This is a genomic window from Pelomonas sp. BJYL3 (assembly GCF_027257975.1).
GTDB classification, from domain to species: Bacteria; Pseudomonadota; Gammaproteobacteria; order Burkholderiales; family Burkholderiaceae_C; genus Roseateles_B; species Roseateles_B flavus.
Genome location: NZ_JANZKX010000003.1, coordinates 440690 through 466963 on the forward strand (window position 1 = coordinate 440690; position 26274 = coordinate 466963).

The following is a 26274-nucleotide window of genomic DNA, read 5'->3' on the forward strand; positions in this document are numbered from 1 at the left end:
CCTGCCCAGACAAAAGAGGCCACATCATAGGGGAAACACGGAAATGCTCACGGCGGCCGGGCATTTCTGCCCACTCTGCCGCACTTCACTGTTCGGACAGCACCTGGGTGAAGACGACGCCGGAGTCCTCGTAGACGACTTCGATCAGGATCCAGGTCCTGACGGGCATGCCGGCCAGCTTGCCCGGCTCGAAATGCGCCTGCAGAAAGGCCTGCTGGGTGAGCTCGACAAACGGCGGGGCCATCTCCAGCGCCTCGACCGCCACGCGCCGGACCCGGCCATGCTCATCGATGTAGACCCGGAATCGCCCCTTGTGCATCTGGCGGCCGGAGAAGCCCTCGGGCCAGGGGAGGTTCACCTGCCCCTGAACGCGCGGCCCCTGGTCCACCGCGCTGCGGGGCAGGTAGTCCTGCAGATTGAAGCCAGCCAGTTTCACCACAGGAATTTCAGCGGACTCGCTCGCCACCGCCGCGGACGCCCCCACCGTGGCCACCGGAGGGGCTGCCTGCGTGGAAGACGCCGTCACCGGCATGCCGAGGCTTGCTGGCGCAGTCGCGGGCCCCGTGCCGGCAGAAGCCGGCTGCAGCACACGAAAAGAAAGGGAAGCCGGCTCACGCTGATGCGCAGAACCGCCTTCCCCCAGGGTGAGCGAGCGCTGGCCAAGGCCCAGCAGCACGCTCAGATGCAGGACTGCTGCGGCCGCCCACGCTGCTTGGGGCGGCCGCCCTCCGACCCGACCTCGCTCAATGAAGCTCACGCCAGGTACTGCGGCGCGGGGCGCCCGAGCTCACCGTCAGCGGGGTGATTTCATCGGGCGGCTGGTTCACGCCCGACTTGACGCCGGTCTTGACGGTCTTGTACTTGCCGAACTCGTCCATGACGGCGCTGATACCTGCCTGCATTTCGGTCAGGCCCTGCACCGTACCGCCACCGGTGATGATGTTGAACATGTACAAGCTGGCCTGGTTGGCCTCCGGCGCCTCGCAGTAGGTCGAGGCGGCTCCCGGGATGTTGCCGGCTGCGACCAGGGTGTTGGCCACCATCAGCATGTCGATATTGACCCGCTCCGACTTGTTCTTGAGATCCACGAACCAGCCCTTGTTCTTGGACCAGTCGACCACGGTCTCGGTGCTGCCCACGGTATAGGGCGTCGTGCTGGTGTCGATCTTCTGCTCGACCAGCAGCTTGTCACCGCGGACATCATCCAGGCCCTTGTCGGACAGATCGTCGGCAATGGCGTAGATGCTTTGCTGCTGGGCCGGTGTGGCCTCGGTCGGGATGTCCGTCTTGCCCAGGTAGCGCCCGGTGCCCACATAGATCACGCGACGGCGGCCGCCATTGGCATCGAACTCAGCCAGCTTGGGCAGGGTCGTGATGGGCTGCAGCTGCCCGTCCCCGTTCTTCAGGACGGCCAGGCGCAGGGCCTTCTTCTTGGGTTCAAGCAGACCGTCGATGTCGAAGCGCCACAGGTTGCCGCGCATGTCGCCACCATAGAAGCGCAGCGCCAGGTTTTCCTCCGGGCTGTCAATCCATGCATTCACCTTGGCCAGGCCCTCACCCACATTGACCCCTTCCACTTCCGTGGGAATGGTCTGCAGCAGCTCGCCCGTCTTGGCATCCAGGATGAAGAGGTAGGCGCCGCCGGAGGGGTTGTTGTAGCCGCTGGCCAGCGCCACGATCCACGTGCCGTCAGCACGCTTGGTGACCACCGGGTTGGAGAAGGCCAGGCCCAGGCGATCGCCCTCGCCCGCGGGCATGGTGTCGGGGCTGATTTCCCACAGAGGCTTGGGGTTCTCGGTGTCCGTCACATCCAGTGCGTAGTAGCTGCGGCCACCTGCACCCAGGCCTCCGATCAGGATGGTCTTCCAGGCGCCGTCCACATAGATGTCGGACACGATGGGCGAGCCGTCCACGAAGTAGGTGTGCTTGGACTCGTAGGACTTGTCCGACAGGATGTACATCTTGGACATGACGCTGGACGGCACATAGGCCCACAGCTCGACACCATCCGTCTCGCGGAAGGCATGCAGCATGCCATCATTGCCGCCCACCACCAGGATGCGCGTGCGGCCGGCGATGGTCGAGGACTTCACCCAGGACTGGTAGCCGTTCTCGGTGTACTGGTACTTGGACTGGCCGATGAACACCGGCGAGGAGTTCACCAGGTCACCCAGGATCCGGCTGCGCGGCCGGTAGCCCGTCTGCTCCACGCCCCGCAGGTAGGACACCATCGTGGCCGGGTCGTTCAGCGCCGTGATTTCAGCCGGGCTCGCGGAGGCGCACTGCGAAGGACGGTCCGTCGACGACTTGTCGCAGGCCTTGGCGAACAGGGCCAGCTCATCGGCGGTCATCGAGGCCGCGTCGAAGTTGACCAGGCTGCCCGTGGTGGTCTTGGCCCCGCCCTTGCGGAAGAACTTGATTTTGCGATCCGCGGCCGAGGTCAGCATATCGGCCGCACTCCACTTGGCGTTGTCGACGAAAGATCCCGACTTCTCGTCATAGCGAGTGGCCTCGACCTTGCCGTTCTTGTCGAAGGTGTACTTGCGGAGGTCACCCGTCCATGCCGGCGACGTGAACTGCGACACATAGGCGCCGTTGTCACCTGCCACCGGCTGCAGGGTACTCGTGGCAGCGGCAGCGGCAGTACCCGTCACCGAGGCGATGGAATTCAGTGCCGTGGCCAGGCTCAGGGCCAGGCCGGAGGGATCCTTGGCATTGAAGTAGCGGCCCCGGCCGTTGACGGCGGCGTGCCACAGATCGTCCATCTTCGCGGCACCGGAGGCGAAGGGGTTGGGCCAGTTCCGCACGCCGGTCTTGACTTTGTAGAAGTCGCCCGCGGTGCTGGTCTCGTAGTCCGGCTCGTAGCCCAGCATGCCACTGTTGCCCAGGCTGAGCGTGTAGGTGGTCATGTGCTGGTGCTTGGCGTCGTCCTTGCTGCCTTCGGTCACCTTGACATTGTTCTCGCAGACATCGATGCCCTTGGAGCCGGTGCAGTTGCCCAGGTCCGAGGTGCGCAGATCGGTCTTGTAGTAGTACATCGCCACGTCGGCCAGCGAATCCAGGGTGCCGGTCACATTGGTCGTGGTGGTCTTGTTGGTCACTGCGCTCTTGACTTCCGACGTATCGGTGTCGGTCTTGGACACCGTGGTGCCGGCCGTGCGGCTGCCCGACTTGGCCAGGGTAGTCGAGGTGCTGACCACCGTCGGCGGCAGATCGGCTGGCGGGCTGGTGGCGCAGCCGCCCTTCACTGCGGTGCCGTTCTTCCAGGAGCCGTAGGTCGGTCCGGTCCAGGCACCCGTGCTGGAGTTGTAGCTGGTGCTGACCGTGGCGACGACTGACTCGGCGCCCTTGGTAGGCGCGGGTTCATCCACGGCGGAGGTCACCGTTTCACCGTCCTTGAGCGTGGTGGTGGTCTTCGTGTAGCTCCACGGCTGGCTCATGTTGAGGTTGTCCGTCCGCAGCGTTTCGGACATGACCTGCGTGTAGGTGGCCGTGCGCGTCTGCGGCTGGCCCCAGACGCGCTTGGTGCCTCCCGTGCAGGACTTGTCGGAGGCCAGCGAATAGAGGGTCTGCGACTCGGTATTGACCTTGGTGGTCGTTTCCTTGTAGCTGATGTTGGAGACCAGGACCCGGCTGAAGTAGTGGGTCACCGTCCAGGTGTCCACGCTCACCACCGTGCTGCTGCTGCCATCGAACATCGGGCGCGGCGTGGGCAGGCCGTCCTGGTTGCCGATCTTCAGCTCGCCATTGATGTCGTAGGGACCGTAGTCCATGGCCTTCGTGGTATCCCAATCCACGTACTCGGCATTGTTGTTCCAGTAGCCGTCCGTCGAAAGCACCAGGAAGTTCTTCTGGCAGGAATACTGCATCGGGTCATAGTCCTGACCCGGGTACTTGTTCGCGAAGTAGCGTCCGGCCTTCTGGACAGCGCCACGAAGCGGCGTGTAGCCCGAGGGCGGCACGCCGAAGAGCTTGGTGTAGAAATCCTCTTTCTGCGTCTTGTCGAAGTCGCGCACATGCAGCATGCGCGATCCTTCGGTGACGTTCTTTTCCAGGATGGTGGTGAAACCAATGCGGAAACGCTCGTCCATGGGCTGGAAGGCCAGGCTGGCCGCCGAGCGCATCATCGCCATGCGATACGAGTAGTAGGTGGCCCAGCGCCAGTACTTCGCCAGGAAGTCGGCACTCATGCTGGGCGTGACGATGTTCACGTTGAACAGGCCTGCAGGGATGGCTTTCGGATCGGTGACCGCCATCGCGCACTGGGTGTAGAACGTCGAGGTCTTGCTGACGCTGCCCGTGGGATACAGGTAGTTGAGCGCGCTCTCGCCACCCTTGGATTTGTCGTAGGTGTAGTAGAGCTGGTTGCCGGGCGTACCGTAGGAAATGTAGGGCGACGAGAAGTAGCCCGAGCCAGGCAGGTTGCGCGACTGGACCACCTTCAGGGTCACCTTCTGCGCCACGGAGTCCCAGGCGGACACGGTTCCGACCACCCAGTTTCCACGGCTGGAGTTGTCAAAGACCGTGACCGGCATGCCCAGCACGTAGGCGCCGGCCAGGACCGAGGTTCCCAGCGCCACTGTGACATAGGCGTCCGAGGCCGGCGTCAGCTGCGTGACCGACTGCGCGCGGCCCGAGTAGTTCAGCGCATTGCTGGAGGACAGCAGGGCCGTGATCTCGGAAGAGGTCGGGGTATCCGGATAGGCGCTCCCATCCGCCTTCACCGGTGCCGGGTAGGCCAGCTCGGGATTGAAGGCCAGACCATTGCACTGGGACGACAGCCGCCCCGGCTGTGCCCAGGCGGAGTTGCTGGACACCTTCTGGAAGTTGGCGTCATCGGGCAGGAAGTCGTCCGCCATACTGCCCGAGTCATCCAGCACGAACAGGATGTTGGGCTTGACGTTGACGGCAATCGAGGCCCACAGCGGCACCGTGGAAATGTCCGTCGAGGCGAAGGCTGCCGTGGCCGTCAGGGCGGAGAGCCCCATGGCCAGCCGGGTCAGCGAATGAGGGAAGCGTTGGTTCATGGAATGCTCCACACCAGGGTTAACCGTTCAGGGATCCGGACCGCCAGGCGGTCAGAAATGGACCAGCGTCTCGGTGATGGCGACCGTCTGTCGCGAGCCTTCAGCGCGGGTGATCACCCGGTAGAAGGTGGTTGTTGTCTTGGGCGGGATGTCGCCCATGTAGCTCAGCATCCCCTTGTCCATGCTGACGGCCTTGGAGAACTTGATCGGCAGAGCACAGGGGCGACCACTGCCGCCAGGGCCGGGCTCCGCGCACAGACGCGTGATCAACCACTTGACTTGCACCTTCGTCGCACCAACCGTCTTGACGGCCTTGGTGGGCTTGACGCAAACGGCCGTGGCCGATTCCTCCATGCCCCCGCAGCCGTTGTCCGCCCAGTCCACCAGGGACAGGGCCTTGGCCGCGTCCTGCTCCGTCAAGGTGGGTGCCAGGTTGTCCAGCGCCACCGCGTAGTAGCCGAGTTCAGGCGCGTCCTTCTCCAGCTTGGCCGGGCCCGCGCCGTACATCCAGCTGATGGCCTCTTCCGTGCCCACTGAGGCGGCCGTCACCGCGTCCTTGCGGAAGCCCAGATTGCCAAGCGTCAGCGTGCCGGTGTCCACCGAACGCACCAGGGCCACGCCGCCCAGGGTCAGCACGACCAGCGAGATCAGGGCAAAGATCATCGACACGCCGCGCTGCTGGCGACGAGCCCCGCGGGCTTTGAGTGGATGAGGCATGTTCATGTCCAGTTTCATAGATTCGCTCGGCGAGTGGGCACGGGCCCCTGCGTCAGGTCCCCAGATCGGAACGCCACAGCTGGTTCCGGATGGGAATCACCACTTCGAAGACCTTGTAGCGGTAGTGCTCCCAGTCGGCCGCAACCTTGGGATTCAGCTTGATGCACTTGCTGGTCCCGCAATCCACCGTGCCCGGCACCGAGGCCAGCTTGCCGACATCCCACAGGGGCTCGGATGTCGTGACCTTGTCCTTTTCGAACTGCTCGGAGCGCGTCAGCAGGGCCATGCGCACCGCGCGCACCTGCTGCCAGCCTGCGACAGTGGTCGGGGTGTCCGACACGTACTGGTCCACGACGCCATCGGCATCCGAGTCCACGCCATAGAAGGCCTTGAGGTCGACCACGCCGTTCTGCACCACGCGGTTGACCACGGCCCGGTCCTTCAAGGTGAACTGAGCACGCTGCAGAGCGTAGACGGGGCTGCCGGCGGCGACCGGCGCCACGGAGTAGGTGGAACTCTCCAGCGCTCCCAGGTTGACGACGTACTGGGACAGCGACATCGCCGGCAGCGTTGCGATGCTGTTCCAGGCGGCATCGACGGTCCGGCCCACGCCCACATGGTCGGCCTTGATGTCCGTCGCCTGGAACACGATGCAGGAACCCACTCCCGTCGTGGGATCGGCAGGTGCGCTGACCACGGCCAGCAGGTCCCCGGCCTCGATGCCGATATTGGACTTCAGCGTCACCGTGTTGGCCACGGAGCCGCCCCCCGTCGGATTGAACAGCGGGGCGGTCACCTGGGCCGGGATGGAGAAGTGAGTGGGCACGCTCTTGGTGATGCGCAGCGTGTCCGGCATGTCGGCCGTCTTGGTGATCACGACAGGTGCCAGGTCAGGCGGGATGTCGGCGATCACGGCCCCGGCGTACTTGGCGGTCAGGGTGCAGCCCGTCCCGGCGGTATCCGAGGTCAGGCCATAACCCGCCTCCTTCACTTCCTTCTCGAGCTCGAAGAGGGCCAGGGCACCGGCCACCTGCGCATCGGAACCCGACATCGTGTTGCGCTTCTGCTGCTCAGAGCGGGCCAGGATGGTGGCGATGACCACCGTGGACAGCAGGCCCACACCCACGCCCACCATCAGCTCCACGAGCGTGAAGCCGGCGCTGCCGCGCTTGCTCGACATCGTTTGAAGTCTCTTCTTGCTCATGGCTGCCACACCAGGACGGTTTGGTATTGATTCTTGTCGGAGCCCTGCTGCCAGCTGATGGTGATGTCCACCTTGCTGGCGCCGGCATCCACAGCCACGTCCGGGTCCTCGGCGGCCGGCAGGACTGACTTGACCTTGGTGCGCCACTCCTTGCAGCGGGGATACGAGCCACAGGACGCCTTGGAATACTGCTTCATGTTGGCGAGGCTGTCCGTCTGGATCAAGGCCACCAGGTCAGACGCCAGGTTGGCGGCGTCGGCTCGGAACTTGGCATTGGTCTGGGCGCGGGTCATGGCGGCCTGCAGACCGATCAGCCCCAGCACGCCGAAGGCGAAGATCAGCACGCCGATCATGGCCTCGATCAGCGCAATGCCCCGCTGGCGCGGGCGGCGGCGGCCCTGTTGAAACGTCATGGTGTTCATGGGCAGGCCCTCGGATCACTGGAAGACACCTTGGGATCGCAGCTGCGGATCGCACCCCCGCTTTCCACGCGGATCTGGAGTTCCCGTGCCGTGCCGGAGGCCGGCTTGATGGTGATGCGGTTGATGGCATCCGCGTTGACCACCTGCCCCAGGGTGTTGAAGATCACCCGGGAGGCATCCTTGTCTGTGCTGTCGACGGCCGCGACCGTGACCCGCGAAGCGCCGGACAAGGCCTCGGATCGTGCAACCAGCAGGGGATCCGCGCTGGGAACGTCTTCATTGCACTTGCCCGCAGGGTCCTTCACGCTGATCACCCAGTGGCGGCCCGTGTTGGACACCGCGCAGGCGCTGCCCGGTATCGCGGCGTCATCGGCAATCAGCCAGAAGCTGACCGCGCGGTTGTTCTTCAGTGCATCCAGGCGGGCCCGCTCAAGACCTGCACGCAGCGACTCCGTGGTGCTGCGGACCTGCAGGTTCCTGACCCATTCCACGGCACCGGGAACCGTCACCGCCACCAGGAGGCCCATGATGGCAAGGGCGACAGCCATCTCCACGAGCGTGAAGCCCGGCGTTGGCCCAGCGAGCCTGGGGCTTCTGGCGCTCAACATTCATCCCCCCGGACGACCCAGCAGTTCTTATCCACCGTTTCGCCCTTGAAGGACGTCGTCTTGGAAGTCGAGGAGGTCAGCTCGTAGGTATGGCCCGCAACCACGGAGGCCGACTTGCCGGAGGCGGTCAGCTTGTAGTCCTGACCGTCCGCCAGGGACTCGCATCCGTAGTCAAAGTTCTTTTTGCCCGCAGGAGAGAAATCCTTCCACGCCGGAGCCGGATCATCATTGGCGCACTTGCCACCGGAGCCGTAGTTGCGGTGATCCTGGTAGTACTGCTCCATCTTGACTCGGTAGTCCGACAGCGCTGCAGTTGCTTCCGGGATGCTGCCGCGCCGCACATAGTCACGATAGGCAGGCAAGGCCAGGCCCGCCAGGATGCCCAGGATGGCCGTCACCACCAGGACTTCCATCAAGGTGAAGCCTGACTGGGAAGCGCGCTTCGCACCGGCAAATCGAATATGTGTCATGGTTGCTCGCAGGTTCGTTCGGGACGCCAGAACCGGGCCCCCAAAGGGAGCCTGGCATGGGCCTGAGCGTAGTGTCGGCCGAAGCATAGGCAAAGTGAGGGGGCGTTTTCCACGGTGGCGACACACCGCCCGACCAGCGGCCGCCCGTCGCGGACGAATGGCAAAAGCTTGTAACCAGCCGCAAACAGTTTCCGGTCAGCCATGAAAAAGCCGCCCTCGCGTCACGCGGGGCGGCTGGCAGTCGGGCGATGCCCGGGAGCGGTCGGCCGGGGTCAGCGCGGCAGCACGCTGCTGCCGGTCAGGTATTCGTCCACGGCCCGGGCGGCCTGGCGACCCTCGCGGATGGCCCAGACGACCAGGGACTGGCCCCGGCGCATGTCACCCGCGGCGAAGACCTTGTCGACGTTCGTCGCGTAGCCCCCCTGGGCCTCGGTGCTCGCCTTGGCATTGCCGCGGGCATCCTTGCCCACGCCAAAGGCCTCCAGCACCGGCGAGACCGGCGCGACAAAGCCCATGGCCAGCAGCACCAGGTCCGCCTTCAGCACCTGCTCGGAACCCGGCACCTCGACCATCTTGCCGCCCTGCCACTCCACGCGCACCGTCTTGACGCCGGTGACCTTGCCCTTCTCACCGATGAATTCCTTGGTGGCGATGGCGAATTCGCGCTCGCAGCCCTCCTCATGGCTGGACGAGGTGCGCAGCTTGTAGGGCCAGTAGGGCCAGGTCAGCGGGCGGTCCTCTTCCTCGGGCGGGCGGGGCATCAGCTCGAACTGGGTGACGCTCTTGGCGCCATGGCGATTGCTGGTCCCCACGCAGTCGCTGCCGGTGTCCCCACCGCCGATGACGATGACGTGCTTGCCTTCCGCCCGCAACTGGCCCTTGAGCTTGTCGCCGGCATTGACCTTGTTCTGCTGGGGCAGGAACTCCATCGCGAAGTGGATGCCCGCCAGGTCACGGCCCGGCACCGGCAGGTCTCGCGACTGCTCGGCGCCGCCGCACAGCAGCACGGCATCGAACTGGGCCTTCAGGTCCTCGGCGCTGACCGTTTCCTTGGCCCAGTTGGTGACCTTGCTGTCCTCACCGAGGCTGGCCACGAGCACGCCGGTGCGGAAGACGACACCCTCGGCCTCCATCTGCTGCACACGGCGGTCGATGTGGGACTTCTCCATCTTGAAGTCGGGGATGCCATAGCGCAGCAGGCCGCCCACGCGGTCGTTCTTCTCGAAGACCGTGACCTCGTGACCGACACGCGCCAGCTGCTGCGCCGCGGCCAGGCCGGCCGGGCCCGAGCCCACGACGGCCACGCGCTTGCCTGTCTTCACGGCGGCCGGCTGCGGCTTCACCCAGCCCTCGAGCCAGGCGCGGTCGATGATGGCGTGCTCGATGGACTTGATGCCCACCGCGTCGTCATTGACGTTCAGCGTGCAGGCCGCCTCGCAGGGCGCGGGGCAGATGCGGCCGGTGAACTCCGGGAAGTTGTTGGTGCTGTGCAGGACGGTGATGGCGTTCTGCCAGTCACCGCGGTACACGAGATCGTTGAAGTCCGGAATGATGTTGTTGACCGGGCAGCCGTTGTTGCAGAACGGCGTGCCGCAGTCCATGCAGCGCGCGCCCTGCTGCTTGGCCTGATCGGCGCTCAGCGCAATGACGAACTCCTTGTAGTTCTTCAGGCGGGCCGGAACGGGCTCGTAGCCCTCCTCCAGGCGCTCGTACTCCATGAAGCCGGTGACTTTTCCCATTGTGTACTCCTAATCTCTCAAGCCTTCACCGAGGCGGCGGGGGCCTTGGCGTGGGCAATGGTCTCGGCGGCTTCGCGGGCGGCGTGCAGCTCGCCCAGAGCCCGGCGGTATTCGTTGGGGAAGACCTTGACGAACTTGGCGCGCGAATCGGCCCAGTGGTCCAGGATGTCGCGGGCGCGCTGACTGCCGGTCCAGCGGTGGTGGTCCTCGATCATCTTCTTGAGGATGGCTTCGTCGGTCTGGGCCTCGCCGCCCTGGGTGAGGCGGTGCCAGATGGCCTTGTCGACGCTGGCCTCCTGCTCATGCGAGGGCAGGATCTTGTCCAGGCTGACCATGCTGGTGTTGCAGCGCTTGGCGAAGCTGCCGTCCTCGTCGAAGACATAGGCGATGCCACCGCTCATGCCTGCCGCGAAGTTGCGGCCGGTCTTGCCCAGCACGACCACGGTGCCGCCGGTCATGTATTCGCAGCCATGGTCGCCGGTGCCTTCGACGACCGCAGAAGCGCCGGACAGGCGCACCGCGAAGCGCTCGCCGGCCACACCGCGGAAGAAGGCCTCGCCGCGGGTCGCGCCGTACAGCACGGTGTTGCCCACGATGATGTTCTTGGTCGCGTCCCCGCGGAAGTCGATGGAGGGGCGCACCACCACACGGCCGCCGGAGAGGCCCTTGCCGGTGTAGTCATTGGCGTCACCGATCAGGTACAGCGTGATGCCCGGGGCCAGGAAGGCACCGAAGCTCTGGCCACCCGTACCTTCCATCTGGATGAAGATGGTGTGGTCCGGCAGACCCTCCGGATGGCGGCGCACCAGCTCGCCGGAGAGCATGGCGCCCACCGTGCGACGCACATTGCTGACCTCCTGCATGAACTGCACCTTCTCGCCCTTTTCAAAGGCGGGCAGGCACTTCTCGATCAGCTTGACGTCCAGCGCGCGGTCCAGGCCATGGTCCTGCGTGGCGTTGTGCAGGCGGGCCACGTCGGCGGCCAGCGCGGGGCGGTGGAAGACACGGCTGAAGTCCAGCCCGCGGGCCTTCCAGTGGCTGATGCCCTTGCGGGTGTCCAGCAGGTCCGAGCGGCCGATCAGCTCGTCGAACTTGCGAATGCCCAGCTGGGCCATGATCTGGCGCGCTTCCTCGGCGACGAAGAAGAAGTAGTTCACCACGTGCTCAGGCTTGCCGGAGAACTTGGCGCGCAGCACCGGGTCCTGCGTGGCCACGCCCACCGGGCAGGTGTTGAGGTGGCACTTGCGCATCATGATGCAGCCCTCGACCACCAGCGGTGCGGTGGCGAAGCCGAATTCATCAGCACCCAGCAGGGCACCGATGACGACGTCACGGCCGGTCTTCATCTGGCCGTCGGCCTGCACGCGCACGCGGCCGCGCAGACGGTTCAGCACCAGGGTCTGCTGGGCCTCGGCCAGGCCCAGCTCCCAGGGCGTGCCGGCATGCTTGATGGAGCTCCAGGGCGAGGCGCCCGTGCCGCCGTCGTGACCGGCGATCACGATGTGGTCGGCCTTGGCCTTGGCCACGCCGGCCGCAATGGTGCCCACGCCCACCTCGGACACGAGCTTGACCGAGATGTCAGCCCGGCCGTTGACGTTCTTCAGGTCGTGGATCAGCTGGGCCAGGTCCTCGATGGAGTAGATGTCATGGTGCGGCGGCGGCGAGATCAGGCCCACGCCCGGCACCGAATAGCGCAGGAAGCCGATGTACTCGGACACCTTGCCGCCCGGCAGCTGGCCGCCCTCGCCCGGCTTCGCGCCCTGGGCCATCTTGATCTGGATCTGGTCGGCGCTGACCAGGTACTCGGCCGTCACGCCGAATCGGCCCGAGGCCACCTGCTTGATCTTGGAGCGCAGCGAATCGCCGTCCTGCAGCTCGTAGTCGGCCTCGATCACCTTGCTGCCGATGACGTCGGACACCTTGGTGCCCTTGACGATCTTGATGCCCTTGAGCTCGTTGCGATAACGCGCAGGATCCTCACCCCCTTCACCCGTGTTGCTCTTGCCGCCAATGCGGTTCATGGCCACGGCCAGCGTGGCATGGGCCTCGGTGGAGATGGAGCCCAGGGACATGGCCCCGGTCGCGAAGCGCTTGACGATGTCGGCCGCCGACTCGACCTCCTCCAGCGGGATCGCCTTGGCCGGATCGAACTTGAACTCGAACAGGCCACGCAGCGTCATGTGGCGCTTGCTCTGGTCATTGATGAGCTGGGCGTATTCCTTGTAGGTCTCGAACTTGCCCGAGCGCGTGCTGTGCTGCAGCTTGGCGATGGCGTCGGGCGTCCACATGTGCTCCTCGCCGCGGGCGCGCCAGGCGTACTCGCCGCCCGCCTCGAGCATGGTGGCCAGCACCGGATCGTTGCCGAAGGCCGCCTCGTGCAGACGCAGGGCCTCCTCCGCCACCTCGAACACGCCGATACCGCCGACCTGCGTGGGGGTGCCGCGGAAGTACTTCTCGACAAAGTCCGCCTTGAGGCCGATGGCCTCGAAGATCTGCGCGCCGCAGTAGGACATGTAGGTCGAGATGCCCATCTTGGACATGATCTTCGACAGCCCCTTGCCCACGGCCTTGATGTAGTTGTAGATGGCCTTCTCGGCCGACAGATTGCCCGGCAGCTCGGCCGTCATCTGGGTCAGCGTCTCCAGCGCCAGATAGGGGTGGACGGCCTCGGCACCGAAGCCGGCCAGCACCGCGAAGTGGTGCACCTCGCGCGCCGTGCCCGTCTCGACGACCAGGCCGGCCGTGGTGCGCAGGCCCTCGCGCACCAGATGGTGGTGCACGGCGGACAGCGCCAGCAGCGCAGGGATGGCCACGCGGTCGGCACTCAGGTGGCGGTCACTGATGATGAGGATGTTGTGGCCGCTCTTGATGGCGTCCACGGTCTCGGCGCACAGCGAGGCCAGCTGGGCCTCCACGCCTTCACGGCCCCAGGCGCGCGGATAGGTGATGTCCAGCTCATAGGGCTTGAACTTGCCGTTCGTGTGCTGCTCGATGGCGCGCAGGCGGGCCATGTCCTTGAAGTCGAGCACGGGCTGGCTCACCTCCAGGCGCATGGGCGGGTTGACGGCGTTGATGTCCAGCAGATTGGGCTTGGGGCCCACGAAGCTGTTGAGGGACATCACGATGTTCTCGCGGATCGGATCGATCGGCGGGTTGGTCACCTGGGCGAACAGCTGCTTGAAGTAGTTGTAGAGCGGCTTGTTCTTGTCAGAGAGCACGGCCAGGGGCGAGTCATTGCCCATGGAGCCGATGCCCTCCTCGCCGTTGGCGGCCATGGGCGCCAGCAGGAACTTGATGTCTTCCTGGGTGAAGCCGAAGGCCTGCTGGCGGTCCAGCAGGCTGGACTCGAAGCTGGCGGGCGCCGGGTCGGCCACGGGAATGCTGTCCAGCTTGACGCGGACGTTCTCGATCCACTGCCGGTAGGGGCGCGCGTTGGCGAACTGGGTCTTGAGCTCCTCATCGTCAACGATGCGGCCCTGCTCCAGGTCGATCAGGAACATCTTGCCCGGCTGCAGGCGCCACTTCTTGACGATCTTGCTTTCGGGGATGGGCAGCACGCCGGATTCGGAGGCCAGCACGACCATGTCGTCGTCGGTCACGCAGTAGCGCGCCGGGCGCAGACCGTTGCGGTCCAGTGCGGCGCAGACCTGGCGGCCATCCGTGAAGACCATGGCGGCGGGGCCGTCCCAGGGCTCCATCATGGCGGCGTGGTACTCGTAGAAGGCGCGGCGGCGCTCGTCCATCTGCTCATGCTGCTCCCAGGCTTCCGGGATCATCATCATCGCGGCATGGGCCAGGGGGTAGCCGGCCATGGTCAGCAGCTCGATGGCGTTGTCGAAGGTGGCCGTGTCGGACTGGTGCTCGAAGCTGATGGGATAGAGCTTCTTCAGGTCGTCACCGAGCACCGGCGACTTCATCACGCCCTCACGGGCGCGCATCCAGTTGAAGTTGCCCTTGACCGTGTTGATCTCGCCATTGTGGGCGACCATGCGGTAGGGGTGGGCCAGCGGCCATTCGGGGAAGGTGTTGGTGGAGAAGCGCTGGTGCACCAGGGCGATGGCCGAAACGGTACGCGGGTCCGAGAGATCCTTGTAGTACTTGCCGACCTGATCGGCCAGCAGCAGGCCCTTGTAGATGACGGTGCGGCAGCTCATGCTGGGCACGTAGTACTCGCGGCTGTGCGTGAGCTTCAGGGCCTGGATGGCGCTGGAGGCCGTCTTGCGGATCACGTAGAGCTTACGTTCCAGCGCGTCCGGCACGATGATGTCCGGGCCTCGGCCGATGAAGACCTGGCGGATGATGGGTTCCTTTTCCCGCACCGTGGGCGACATGGGCAGCTCGGCATCCACCGGCACGTCACGCCAGCCCAGCAAGACCTGACCCTCGGCCTTGATCGCGCGCGCCAGCTCCTGCTCGCAGGCCAGGCGCGACGCATGTTCCTTCGGCAGGAAGATCAGGCCCACGCCGTATTCGCCCAGCGGCGGCAGCGTGACACCCTGCTTGGCCATCTCTTCACGGTAGAGCTGGTCCGGGATCTGGATCAGGATGCCGGCACCGTCGCCCATCAGGGCATCCGCGCCCACGGCGCCCCGGTGATCCAGGTTCTCCAGGATCTTCAGGCCCTGCTGCACGATGGCATGCGCCTTCTGACCCTTGATGTGGGCCACGAAGCCCAGGCCGCAGGCGTCCTTCTCGTTCTGGGTCCGGTACAGGCCCTGCTGCGCCAGGGACTGGATCTCGGCGTGGTCAGGCCCTTGGGTGGAAGGACTCTGGGGGTGGCTCATCTCGACTGCCATGGCGACTCCGCATTCAAAAGGCTGTAGCTCCGGCCCCGGGGGGCCTGCGCTACGCGATTGCTGCAGCGCGGGAGGATTGCCGTGCAGATTAGTCGTCGAACCGTTACAGGACAAGAACGATTAAATGGGGTCAGACTCTTTTATACCGATTCCAGAGTGCAAGCTCCAAATTAATTGGGGACAGTCTTATTGGCCTGACGCGGCGGGCGGCCGCGCGGCCGGGGCGCCAGCGGCCGGTCGGTCTGCTTGGCCAGCTGGGCGCGATAGGCGGGAGAACCGAGGGGCCAGCCGCGCAGGGCTGCCGCCAACAGGGCCTCCATCTCCTCGGGGCTGCTGCCCTCTTCCAGGTAGCGCCGGTAGTTGGCATCGCGCTCAAAAGGCGTGTTGCCCATGGCCCAGAAGCCGGCGTGGTCGTGTACCAGCGGATCACGCACGGCGCCCAGATGGTGGGCCGCGCTGGACCAGGCATAGGCCTCCGGACGCTCGACCAGGCCGCTGCGCTGCGGGTTGAGCTCGATGTAGCGCATGCACGACAGCAGCCAGCTCGGCTCTAGCGGTGCCGCGCGGAAGCGCCCTTCCCACAGTCCGCCGCTGCGCTGATGCCTCCGGTTGAAGCGGGCCACGTATCGCCGCCCCAGCGACTGCATCATCCGGCTGAGACTCTCCGGCGCGGGGGGCGTAGCCAGCAGGTGCAGGTGGTTGTCCATCAGCACGTAGGCGTGGATGGCCACTTTGTGCAGGGCCGCACATTCGCGCAGTGCATCGACGAAGGCACGGCGGTCCTCATCATCCCGGACGATGGGCTGCTGGTCGTGGCCACGCTGGATCAGGTGATGGACCTCGCCGGGAATGGCAAGGCGGGACAGTCGGGCCATGGCGGCGCTCCTTGCAGCCGGGGGCTGCGTCAATCTGTCCCCAATTATTCCCCAGGCAAACGCCGAAAGGCAGCTCAGGCAAAAAGACGCTGCCCCGTCAACCTTTCATGCTCTTTCAGTGCGAAGCGGTCGGTCATGCCGGCGATGTAGTCGGCACAGGCGCGCGGGTGGTCCCTCTGCTCTGCGAAGTCCGGCGGCAGGTGCTGGCGGTCCTGCAGATAGGCGGCGAACAGGTCCCGGAGGACTGTTTCCGCCCGCTGGCGGGTGTCGCGGACCTGGGCATGCCGGTACAGATTGGCGAAGAGGAAGCGCTTGAGCTCGGTGCTGGCCTGGCGCATGGCCGGCGTGAAGCGGATCAGGGGTGGCGCCCGCCGGACGGCGTCGACGTCGCCCGGTCTGTGCTCGTCCAGGGCGGCTTCGCTGGCCTCGATGATGTCGTAGACCTGCTGGGACAGCATGCGGCGGATGGTCTCGAACAGCAGGCGCTTGCCCTTGAGGGCGGGGTAGGCAGCCAGCGTCTCACGCAGGTAGTGCTGCACCAGGGGCACCGATTCCAGTTGCTCCAGTGTCAGTAGCCCGGAACGCACACCGTCATCGATATCGTGGGCGTTGTAGGCCACCTCGTCCGCCAGGTTGCAGAGCTGGGCCTCAAGGCTGGGCTGGCCGCCGCTGAGGAAGCGCTGGGCGATGCCGCCGGGTTCGCGCGCCTCGATCTGCTCCGCATTGCGCCGCGCGCAGTGCTTGAGGATGCCCTCCCGGCTCTCGAACGTGAGGTTGAGCCCGTCGAAGGCCGGGTAGCGTTGCTCCAGATGGTCCACGACGCGCAGGCTCTGCAGGTTGTGCTCGAAGCCGCCATGGGCCTTCATGCAATCGTCGAGGACATCCTGGCCGGCATGGCCGAAGGGGGTGTGGCCCAGGTCGTGGGCCAGCGCCACGGTTTCGATCAGGTCCTCGTCCAGGCCCAGGCTGCGGCCAATGGAGCGCCCCAGCTGGGCCACCTCCAGCGAGTGTGTCAGCCGTGTGCGGAACAGGTCGCCTTCATGGTTGAGGAAGACCTGGGTCTTGTAGACCAGGCGGCGAAAGGCGGAGCTGTGGACGATGCGGTCGCGGTCGCGCTGGAACTCGCTGCGCGTGGGCGCAGCCGGCTCCGGGAAGCGGCGACCGCGGGAGGCGTTGGCATGGCAGGCGTAGGGCTTCAGGGTCATGCGCAACGGTCTTTCAAGGCTCAGGCGCTGTGCTGCCGGATGACGTCGGTCACCAGGGCATCCGGGGCGCTGCGCATCACCGCCTGCCCCAGGCGTTCGATCAGCACGAAGCGGATCTCGCCGTCTTCGGCTTTCTTGTCGACCCGCATCAGGTTCAAGAAGCGCTCGACACCGATCGAGGCCGGCGCCTTCACCGGCAGGCCGGCCCGGCCGATGAGGGCCGTCATGCGGGCCAGGAACTCGGGCGGCATGAGTCCCAGCCGAACGGACAGATCACTGGCCATGACCATGCCGCAGCCCACGGCCTCGCCATGCAGCCATTCACCGTAGCCCAGGCCGGTCTCGATGGCATGGCCAAAGGTGTGGCCGAAGTTGAGGATGGCCCGCAGGCCTGACTCGCGCTCGTCCTGGCCCACGACCCAGGCCTTGATCTCGCAACTGCGCTGCACCGCGTAGGCCAGGGCCGAGGGATCACGCGCACGGAGCGCATCCATGTTGGCTTCCAGCCAGGCCAGGAAATTGGCATCGGCGATGGGCCCGTACTTGATCACCTCGGCCAGGCCGGCAGACAGCTCCCGATCCGGCAGGGTACGGAGCGTGTCGAGGTCAGCGATGACGCGCTGCGGCTGGTAGAAGGCGCCCAGCATGTTCTTGCCCAGGGCATGGTTGATGGCGGTCTTGCCTCCCACGGAGGAATCGACCTGGGCCAGCAGGGTGGTGGGAATCTGGACGAAGGGCACGCCACGCATGTAGATGGCCGCCGCAAAGCCGGTCATGTCACCGATCACGCCGCCGCCCAGGGCGAAGAGCACCGTCTTGCGATCGGCTGCGGCCTGCAGCAGGGTGGACGCGATGCGCTCGATGGCGTCCCAGCCCTTGTACTGCTCACCGTCGGGCAGCACGACAGACAGGACCTGCGCGTAGTGATCGCGCAGGCGGGCGGCCACGGTCTCGAGATACAGGGGTGCAACAGTCTCGTTGCTGACGATCACGGCGCATCGAGCCTTGGGAAGGCCCTCCCAGCTGCTGGCAGTGGTCAGCAGGCTGCGGCCGATGTGGATGTCATAGCTGCGGTCATCCAGAGCAATGGGGACCCGGAGATGGCCGGCAGCAGCGAGCCCGGCAGCGCCCGGGCTGGAGGGAGTGGCGTTCATATCGGCCGAGTGTACGGCCCGCAGAACAGACACGCCTTCGACTGTGCCGATCTCAGGCTTGCTCTTCGTCCCCACGCCCGGCGCCTACAGTGGCGGCAACGCGCTCTGCAGAGATCAGGCCCGCCAACTCCAGCTGCATCAGCACCATATTGACCAGGGTCGCCACGGACGGGCGGCCTACCTCGATGGTGTAGTGGGCAGTCGTTCGGTAGAGGGGATCGCGCTGCGCATAGAGCTCGCGCAGTTTCTGGAGGGGGTCCTTCACCTGCAGCAGGGGGCGCTGGGTGTCGTGCCGCAAACGCCGGAACAGCTCTTCGGGCGTCGAGCGCAGGTACAGCACGGTGGAATGCTGGCGCAGCGCCAGGCGGTTGGCCTCGCGCAGCACGGCGCCGCCGCCGGTCGCCAGGACCATGTCGCCCGGGCGCTGCAGCAGGTCGGCGATCACCGCCTGCTCGATGTCACGGAACCGGGCCTCGCCCTCGCGATCGAAGAAGCTGCGGATGCTTTCGCCCAGCTGCTTCTCGATCTCGGTGTCGGAGTCGACAAAGCGCATCCCGGCCTGCCGGGAAAGACTACGCCCGACGGTGGACTTGCCACCGCCGGGCATGCCGACGAGGGAAACGATCAAGGGGTGCAGCTGACGTAGCCGTCCGGCTTGGCAACCGTCGTCACGTAGATGCCATGGGCACTGACAACCCCCAGGGGCGACTGAACCTTGACCGTGATGACACCCGAATTCACGTTGTCGAACTTGTAGTTCACCACAACGACGCTGGGTGCCGTCGTGCTGGGAATCGGCGAACCCGCGGCGATGGAAACCGACATGCCGTCCGTTGCCGAAGCCGAGACGACCGATCCCGCCGCCACCGGATTGAACGCGACCTCGTTCGAATCCGAGACGTAGAAGGAGATGGTGGACTGACCAGGCATCGAATACAGCTGCGTGCCCGACACTGGATACAGGACAGCGTTCATCGGCTGGCCATTGGTATCGTAGTCATACAGACGAGTGGCCGCCGTCGGGCAGGCGGTAAGCGAAGATGCCACTGCGTTGGGATGGTTCTTGGTGCCCCACATCGGATTCGCTGTGGAACGCGACCAGACCGTCTGGACCGCCTGGCGCACATAGGCACGACCCCAAGCCTGGTCGCAAGAACCGGGGCGCGACGGATAGATTTCAAGCTGGCGTCCGGTCGCCGGATCCTTGATCATCTTCAGAACGCTGTCGTTGCCTTCCTTGCATTCCTTGTTGCCACCCAGGGACAGCGACAGGAACTGATCCTTCTCGGCATCGAATTTTCCGTTGTAGAGGCGGTCCAGGAAGATGTCGCCCAGGTCCTGGAAGTCTTCATCCTGGGTAGCACCGTTCTCGCCGGCCTTGTCGTAGATGTTGTTGCCGTTGCGGTCGATGAAGGACTCCTCGCCCAGGGCGTAGGCCACCATCGTCACACGGCCATCCAGCGGACGCTGACCGTTCGAGGCTGTCGCAGCAGTCGCCTTGGCGATGCCGCCGGTCAGGGAGGTGAACTTCAGGGCCTCGATCTGACCGGACTCGGTCACGAAGTTGATCGCCGTACCATCCGGAACCGGGTTGCCCAGGCGGTCCGAAGCGATGACGGTGTAATTGTTGGGCGTGCCGTCAAAGTCGTAGGCTTCAATATTGAAGGCCACCGGGGCCACGGAGAAGCGCAGCTGAGAAGGCAGGCCCACGGCGATCGACAAGCTGCTGGACACCGTCGCGATGGCGCTGTCCTTCAGCGTGGCCTTGACGCGAACCGGGGTCGGCACCGTGCCCGAATTGATGCGGACGGTGACTTCACCCTTGGAATCGGTCTTCTTGGTCACGGGGGCGCTGCCGCCCTCGATCAGCAGGCCGCCGGCCAGCGTGGTCGGCTCCAGCACCACCAGTTGCTCGGGCACGCCCTGGCCGCTGGCATCCTTGACCTGGAACTTGACGTCGGAGTTCTCGACATAGCCGGAACCGCGGAGGTAGATGCTCTGCGGCGACGAGGAAATGAAGGAGATGCTGGCGACAGCCGGCGAGCTCAGGCTGAACTTGAGCGAGGCCAGTTGCGTCGTGCCGACCACCGCGATCTGCAGGTTGTCTTCCTTCTGGTAGGCGCCGCAGCCATTGTCACGGTAGGTGAAGCTGGCGGAGCCGGTCGTGGTGGTCACGTCCGCCGGCACCAGCGTCGCACGGCCGCTGGTCACGCACTGCGAGGCGATGGTGACCTTCACAGGCGTCGCGGAACTCGTGCCTGCCAGGGTGACGTTGATGGAGGTCTGGGCGTAGGCACCCAGGGCCGTGATGTCCGACGTCACCGAAGCAATGGTGACCGTCGTGGCGGTCAGCTTGAAGCCGGCCGACGCGCTGTAGGTCGCGTTGTTGTAGGTCACCGAGGCCGTCACCGTGTCGGCGCCGGTGCTGGTGCTGTCCTTGGGAGACAGGGTGACCGAGGCCACGCCGCTGGCATCCGTCAGGGCCGTCGCGGCGCTGAACACGCCGAGGCCGCCCGTGGTGGTGAAGGTGACGACCTGACCGCTGATCGCACCGCCGGTTGCATCCTTGAACACGGCGGTCACCGTGGCCGGCGAGGCCAGCGCAACGGTATCAGACGACAGGCTCAGGCTGACCTTGGGCGCAGGCGTTGTCGTACCGCCAGTGCCACCACCGCCAAGCACGGGCGATCCCGCGCTGCCTCCCCCGCCACAAGCCACCAGGCTCGTCACCATGGCCAGACCCATCAGGCCTTGCAACCACCGCGAGCCAAGTCCTCGGAACAACTTCAACATTTCACTCTCCTAGGGTGCCACGCGCTGTGCGAGGCACCAGTAGCACTTATTTTCCGCTCACCCGATCCGTCACCACCTTGGGGGTGATGAAGATCAGCAATTCAGTCTTGCTCGAGGTCTTGGCCCTGTTCTTGAACAGATTGCCAACCACCGGCACGTCGCCCAGGAACGGCACCTTCTTCACGTCCTCGTGCTCTTCCTGGGTGAAGATGCCACCCAGCACGACAGTGCCGCCATTCTCAACCAGCACCTGAGTCTTCACATGCTTGTTGTTGATGGCATAGCCCTGGGGCGTGAGAACGCCACGACTGTCCTTGTTGACGTCTACGTCCAGGATGACGTTGCCCTCGGGCGTGATCTGCGGCACCACTTCAAGCTTCAGCACAGCCTTCTTGAAGGTCACGGCCGTCGCGCCTGCCGAGGTCGCCTGCTGATAAGGAATTTCCTCACCCTGCTCGATCAATGCCTTGGCCTGGTCTGCCGTCACCACACGGGGGCTGGACACGATCTTGCCGCGGCCATCTGCCTCCAGGGCCGACAACTCCAGGTTCAGGAAACGGTTGGCGGTGGCGTTGAACAGCGTCAGCGCGAAGGTCTGGGGTGCCCCGCCCAGCACGCTCGGTGCCGGCAGGCTGATCAGCTGCGTGTCGTTGTAGGTACGCGTGGCACCAGGCTGCAGGGTCTGACCGCCAACGGCGCCGTAGTTGCCGCCGATGGCCACATAGTTGTTGCCACCCATGTTGTAGCCGGGAATGCCACCTTGCGACGCCCGCACGTCGTTGACACCCAGCTTCACACCCAGCGAGCGGCCAAAGCTGTCATCCGCTTCCACGATGCGTGCCTCGATCAGCACCTGGCGGACCGGGATGTCGATCTTGGCAATCAAGGCTTGAACTTCCTCCAGCTTGCTGGAGGTGTCATTGACGAACAGCTGGTTGGTCCGGGACTCGGAGATCACGCTGCCGCGCGGCGACAGGATGCGGGAGTTGGCGCCCCCACCGCTGCTCGTACCCGTCAGGCCCTTCAAGATGTCCTCAGCCTTGACGTAGTTCAGCTGGAAGGACTGCGTGCGCAGGGGCTCCAGCTGAGCCAGCTGTGCCTTGGCTTCGAGATCGGCCTTTTCCTTGTTGGCCAGCTCTTCCTTGGGTGCAATCCACAGCACGTTGCCGGACTTGCGCAAGCCCAGGCCACGGGCCTGCAGGATGATGTCCAGGGCCTGATCCCAGGGCACATCCTTCAGGCGCAGGGTCACGTTGCCGGTCACGGTGTCACTGGTCACCACGTTGAAGTTGGTGAAGTCGGCAATGACCTGCAGCAGCGCGCGCACTTCGATGCTCTGGAAGTTCAGCGACAGCTTGTCGCCCGCGAAGCCGGGGCCTTGCACCAGCTTGTTGGGATCGACCTTCTGGGGGCGCACCTCCAGAACGAACTGGTTGTCACTCTGATAAGCGCTGTGCTCCCAGACACCCTTGGGCTCCACGACCACGCGGACCTTGTCACCCACCTGGCTGGCACTCACGTACTGCACGGGACTGCCGAAGTCGGCCACGTCAAGGCGACGGCGAAGCTCGGGCGGCAGGCTGGTCTTGGGGAACTCCAGCACCAGGCTTTGACCCTGCTGCTGGATGTCCACCCCCACCTGGTTGCTCGGCAGGCTGATGACCACGCGACCCGCGCCATCCGTACCGCGGCGGAAGTCAATATCGCGCAGGGTTTGGCTGGCGGCATTGAGGCTGGGAGCGAAATGCACGGGTTCGGCCGGCTTCGATGGCGAAGCCACCGCCGCAGTCTGCGTGCCCCCGTTCTCAAGGATCACCAGCAGTGCCTTGTTGTCGAGTTGCGCACGGTAGCTGGAAGCCTGCCGCAGGTTCAGCACCACACGTGTGCGCTCCCCTGCCTGGGCGACGCTGGCGGAACGCAGATTGCCTGCGTTGATTTCCACCGTGTTGCGCCCCATGCCGTTGGCAATGCCCGGCAGATCCAGCGCAATGCGGGGAGGCGCCTGCACCACGAAACCTGCGGGGATCTCTTTCAAGCTCTCATTGAGCTCGATTCGAACGACTTCCACGCCCGATTGCTGCATAGTGCTGATGGACTTGATGGCGTTTTGCGCCCAAGCCTGAAGCGGCAGCAAGGCCACCGCCACTACGCCAACCGCCCACCGACGCCATTGAGTCATACCGCTCATCTCCGACAAATTCTTCATCGTCCCTTCTCCTGCAACTGGAGGGTGCTTGTGCGTTCTATCCATTCGCCCGCAGCGTCCTGGACGACTTCCCGCAGGGTGATCTCGGTTTCGGAAATCTGGGTAATCCGCCCGAAGTTGAGACCGAGATGGTCACCTTGCTTGACTTGGTACAAGAGCGCGTCCACTTTCAGCAGCGCAAATGGACGCCCCTGACGCACCAGACTGCCCACCATGACCATCGAATCAAGGGGGAAGGATTCCAGCGGCTCCTTGCGCCGGTTCATTTCCGCCGTGAGCAGGGAATTCGGCTGCGCCGCTTCCTGCTTGACTGCGACTCGCAGCTTCTGGGTGCTGAACGGGTCCACGCTCAACGCCGCATCGTAGGGCTCAGGCGAAAACTTCTTCGGCGCCGCCAGCGGCTGCACGGTGGCACGTGTCTCGCGCCGCTGCTGGGCAGTCCAGTCCTGCAATTCGGACAGGTCGTTGCCGCAGCCACTGAGGCTCAGTGCCGTCAGGCTCAAGGTGATGACTGTCAGGCGCTTCATTTCTTGGCTCCCGAACCGGCGCCCGCCTTGCCCTTGCGTTGCTCGGCGACTTCGCCCGCGTCCAGATATCGGTAGGTCCGCGCCATGGCTTCCATGGTGAGGGCGCCAGAGACGCCGGAATCCCGCGCTTGAATGGCGGTAAGGTTGACGTTGCTGAGCGTCACGATGCGCGACAGGTTGGCAATGTCAGCAGCGAAGGAGCCAATGTCGTGATATCGGCCCGACACCTTGAGCGAGATGGGCTTCTCCGCATAGAAGTCCCGCACCACTTCCGCACCAGGGCGGAAGAGCTCGAACTGCAGGCCACGGCCCACGCCGGCGTTGTTGATGTCCGACAGCAGAGCATCCATGTCAGCCTTGCCCGGCAGCTGCTTCTCCAGCTGATTCACGTATTCCTCGACCTGGCTCTTCTGCTTGCGCAGTTCGGGCAGGTTCACAGCCTGGATCAGCTTGTTCCGGAAGTCCTGGCGCAGGCCCGGTTCCTTGGCCGCTTCGGCGTCCAGGGCCGTCTGGGCGTCAGCCAGCACCAGGAACCAGCCGGCCGTCACGGCCAGCGCGGCCGCAACCAGGAAAGCCATCAGGCGCGGCGCCAAGGGCCACTGGCCTGGCTCCTGCGGGTTGAGTCCCCTGAACTGATCCTGGACCTCTTGGAACCAGACGTTCAGATCGAATTTGGCGGATGAGTTCTTGGCCATGTCGTCAGGGCTTCTTGGGAGGCTGCCCCTTGGCCGGCGTTTCCGCCACCGGAGCCTTGATGGAGACACGCATCGTGAATTCGAACAGCCGCTTCTGGTCCTTGGAGTTCACGACAGCGGCCTGACGGATTTCGACGAGATCCGGATTGAAGAGCCACTCGGAAGACCGCGAGGTATTGCGGATGAACTCCGAGACCCGGTCCTGGGTCTGAGCCAGACCGTTGACGGTCACCACTTTGTCAAGCTGACGGATGCTGGTCAGGAAGATGCCTTCGGGCACCTGCCGCACCAGCTCGTTGAGCAGGTGCACCGGCATGTTGCGATCCGTCTGCAGATCCTCAACGGCCTTCTGGCGGGACTTCAGGCCCTCGATCTCAGCCTTGAGGGTGGCGATGTCCTTGATCTGGTCATCCAGCAGCTTGTTCTCACGCTTCAAGTATTCGTTGCGGGCAATCTGCTGGTCCGTCAGTTGCTGAAGCAGCAGCAGCCCGGCGCCGACAATCAGCCCGCCGAAGACCACCGACAATCCCAGCCAGACGAAGAAGGCCGTCTTGCGACGCTTGCGCTTCTCCGCACGATGCGGAAGGAGGTTGATCAAAATCACTGGAAGAACCTCCGCATCGCAAGCCCGCAGGCGGTCAGGTAAGCCGGAGCCTCACGACGAAGCTTGGACTCGCGCACAGCCGAGCCCAGCTCCATGCTCTCGAATGGGTTGACCACCATGCAGGCAAAGCCGGTCAGCTCCGTGACACGATCCTTGAGCCCGGGCAGCGTGGCGGTCCCGCCAGCCAACATCACGTAGTGCACCTTGTGATGCGGGGTGCTGGTGAAGAAGTACTGCAGCGCACGGCCGATCTCCTGGGACAGGCTGTCGACGAAGGGCTGCAGCACCACGGTCTCGAAGTCCTCGGGCAGTTCATTGGCCAGCTTCTTCTGCTCGGCCTCCTCGAAGGAGAAGCCGTACTGGCGCGAGATGAGCTGCGTCAGCTGCGAGCCGCCAAAGGCCTGATCGCGGTCGTAGAGCATTTCATCGTCACGCAGCACCTTCAGGCTGGTGGTGTCCGCTCCGATCTCGAACAGCGCCACCAGGGCATCCTTGCCTTCGCCCGGCAGGGCGGCGACCAGGCGGCCCATGGCCAGACGCGAGGCGTGGGATTCGATGTCCAGCACCACGGGACGCAGGCCAGCGGCCTCGGCCAGGCCCTGACGGTCCTGGACCTTGTCTTTGCGCGAGGCGGCGATCAGCACTTCCACGTCGCCGACCGATGTCGGGCTGGGGCCCAGCACGCAGAAGTCCAGGCTGACTTCATCCAGCGAGAACGGAATGTACTGATTGGCCTCGGCTTCGACCTGGAGTTCCAGCTCTTCTTCCCGCAGACCTGCAGGCAGCATGATCTTCTTGGTGATCACCGCCGATTGAGGCATGGCCAGCACGGCATCACGCGTCTTGGTACCACTGCGGGCCACCACCCGACGCACGGCGTCAGCCACTTCGTCGAATTTTTCGATCTGGCCGTCGGCGATCCAGCCCTTCTCGAACGACTCCATCGCGAAGCGCTCAAGCACCATCTCGCCATTTTTGTTCTGACTGAGCTCGACCAGCTTGACGCTGGATGAGCTGATGTCCAAGCCAATCACGGGCGGATGCTTGCGACCCAGCAGTACGTCAAGAATTCCCATGACGCGGTTCCCCCAACACGCTTTGCAGGCGTCGGATTGTTAATAAGTTACTTGAATGCTAGCAGTAAAGCCTATGACACCGTTCGAAAAACGGCTGCCAGCACGTAACACCACGTTGCGAAACATACACGGCTTTCTACGCCCATCTGTCCCCGA

The 26274-nt window shown here is 64.8% G+C and carries 19 protein-coding genes; all 19 read right to left on the reverse strand.

Features of this window, described 5'->3' with window-relative positions:
* Positions 1-85: 85 nt before the first annotated feature.
* The gene (locus tag O9Y01_RS11715) at positions 86-757 is read right to left on the reverse strand and encodes an energy transducer TonB (RefSeq protein WP_269631762.1); all 672 of its coding nucleotides are present in this window, start codon (positions 755-757) and stop codon (positions 86-88) included.
* Positions 744-5027, reverse strand: coding sequence for a PilC/PilY family type IV pilus protein (locus O9Y01_RS11720; protein ID WP_269631763.1), 4284 nt, complete (start codon positions 5025-5027; stop codon positions 744-746). The genes O9Y01_RS11715 and O9Y01_RS11720 overlap by 14 nt, the downstream gene beginning before the upstream one ends.
* A gap of 51 nt (positions 5028-5078) precedes the next feature.
* Positions 5079-5744 (reverse strand): pilus assembly PilX family protein, encoded by a 666-nt coding sequence (locus tag O9Y01_RS11725; protein WP_269631764.1) that lies wholly within the window; start codon positions 5742-5744, stop codon positions 5079-5081.
* 52 nt (positions 5745-5796) lie between these two features.
* Positions 5797-6948: a PilW family protein gene (locus O9Y01_RS11730; protein ID WP_269631765.1), complete on the reverse strand. Its 1152-nt coding sequence runs from the start codon at positions 6946-6948 to the stop codon at positions 5797-5799.
* Positions 6945-7361, reverse strand: coding sequence for a type IV pilus modification PilV family protein (locus tag O9Y01_RS11735; RefSeq protein WP_269631766.1), 417 nt, complete (start codon positions 7359-7361; stop codon positions 6945-6947). Before O9Y01_RS11735 ends, O9Y01_RS11730 begins: the two co-directional genes overlap by 4 nt.
* A gap of 5 nt (positions 7362-7366) precedes the next feature.
* A complete protein-coding gene (locus O9Y01_RS11740; RefSeq protein WP_442952754.1) occupies positions 7367-7978 on the reverse strand; it encodes a pilus assembly FimT family protein in 612 nt (203 codons plus the stop codon).
* Positions 7972-8448, reverse strand: coding sequence for a type IV pilin protein (locus O9Y01_RS11745; RefSeq protein ID WP_269631768.1), 477 nt, complete (start codon positions 8446-8448; stop codon positions 7972-7974). The genes O9Y01_RS11740 and O9Y01_RS11745 overlap by 7 nt, the downstream gene beginning before the upstream one ends.
* Before the next feature lie 272 nt (positions 8449-8720).
* Complete coding sequence (locus O9Y01_RS11750; RefSeq protein ID WP_269631769.1) at positions 8721-10187, reverse strand: glutamate synthase subunit beta; 1467 nt, start codon at positions 10185-10187, stop codon at positions 8721-8723.
* Positions 10188-10204: 17 nt separating this feature from the next.
* Positions 10205-14983, reverse strand: coding sequence for a glutamate synthase-related protein (locus tag O9Y01_RS11755; protein ID WP_269631770.1), 4779 nt, complete (start codon positions 14981-14983; stop codon positions 10205-10207).
* Positions 14984-15153: 170 nt separating this feature from the next.
* A complete protein-coding gene (locus tag O9Y01_RS11760; protein ID WP_269631771.1) occupies positions 15154-15858 on the reverse strand; it encodes a transposase in 705 nt (234 codons plus the stop codon).
* 74 nt (positions 15859-15932) lie between these two features.
* The gene (locus O9Y01_RS11765) at positions 15933-17063 is read right to left on the reverse strand and encodes a deoxyguanosinetriphosphate triphosphohydrolase (RefSeq protein WP_269631772.1); all 1131 of its coding nucleotides are present in this window, start codon (positions 17061-17063) and stop codon (positions 15933-15935) included.
* A gap of 20 nt (positions 17064-17083) precedes the next feature.
* Positions 17084-18217, reverse strand: coding sequence for a 3-dehydroquinate synthase (gene aroB, locus O9Y01_RS11770; RefSeq protein ID WP_269631773.1), 1134 nt, complete (start codon positions 18215-18217; stop codon positions 17084-17086).
* A 52-nt stretch (positions 18218-18269) separates the two neighbouring features.
* Complete coding sequence (locus O9Y01_RS11775) at positions 18270-18845, reverse strand: shikimate kinase (protein ID WP_269631774.1); 576 nt, start codon at positions 18843-18845, stop codon at positions 18270-18272.
* On the reverse strand, positions 18842-21010 hold the full coding sequence (locus tag O9Y01_RS11780; RefSeq protein WP_269631775.1) for an Ig-like domain-containing protein: 2169 nt from the start codon (positions 21008-21010) through the stop codon (positions 18842-18844). The genes O9Y01_RS11775 and O9Y01_RS11780 overlap by 4 nt, the downstream gene beginning before the upstream one ends.
* A 46-nt stretch (positions 21011-21056) precedes the next feature.
* On the reverse strand, positions 21057-23216 hold the full coding sequence (pilQ, locus tag O9Y01_RS11785) for a type IV pilus secretin PilQ (protein ID WP_442952755.1): 2160 nt from the start codon (positions 23214-23216) through the stop codon (positions 21057-21059).
* Positions 23213-23743 (reverse strand): pilus assembly protein PilP, encoded by a 531-nt coding sequence (locus O9Y01_RS11790; RefSeq protein WP_269631776.1) that lies wholly within the window; start codon positions 23741-23743, stop codon positions 23213-23215. The genes pilQ and O9Y01_RS11790 overlap by 4 nt, the downstream gene beginning before the upstream one ends.
* Complete coding sequence (locus O9Y01_RS11795) at positions 23740-24438, reverse strand: type 4a pilus biogenesis protein PilO (protein WP_269631777.1); 699 nt, start codon at positions 24436-24438, stop codon at positions 23740-23742. Before O9Y01_RS11795 ends, O9Y01_RS11790 begins: the two co-directional genes overlap by 4 nt.
* A 4-nt stretch (positions 24439-24442) precedes the next feature.
* The gene (locus tag O9Y01_RS11800; RefSeq protein WP_269631778.1) at positions 24443-25042 is read right to left on the reverse strand and encodes a PilN domain-containing protein; all 600 of its coding nucleotides are present in this window, start codon (positions 25040-25042) and stop codon (positions 24443-24445) included.
* The gene (locus O9Y01_RS11805) at positions 25039-26118 is read right to left on the reverse strand and encodes a pilus assembly protein PilM (RefSeq protein ID WP_269631779.1); all 1080 of its coding nucleotides are present in this window, start codon (positions 26116-26118) and stop codon (positions 25039-25041) included. Before O9Y01_RS11805 ends, O9Y01_RS11800 begins: the two co-directional genes overlap by 4 nt.
* Positions 26119-26274 lie beyond the last annotated feature (156 nt).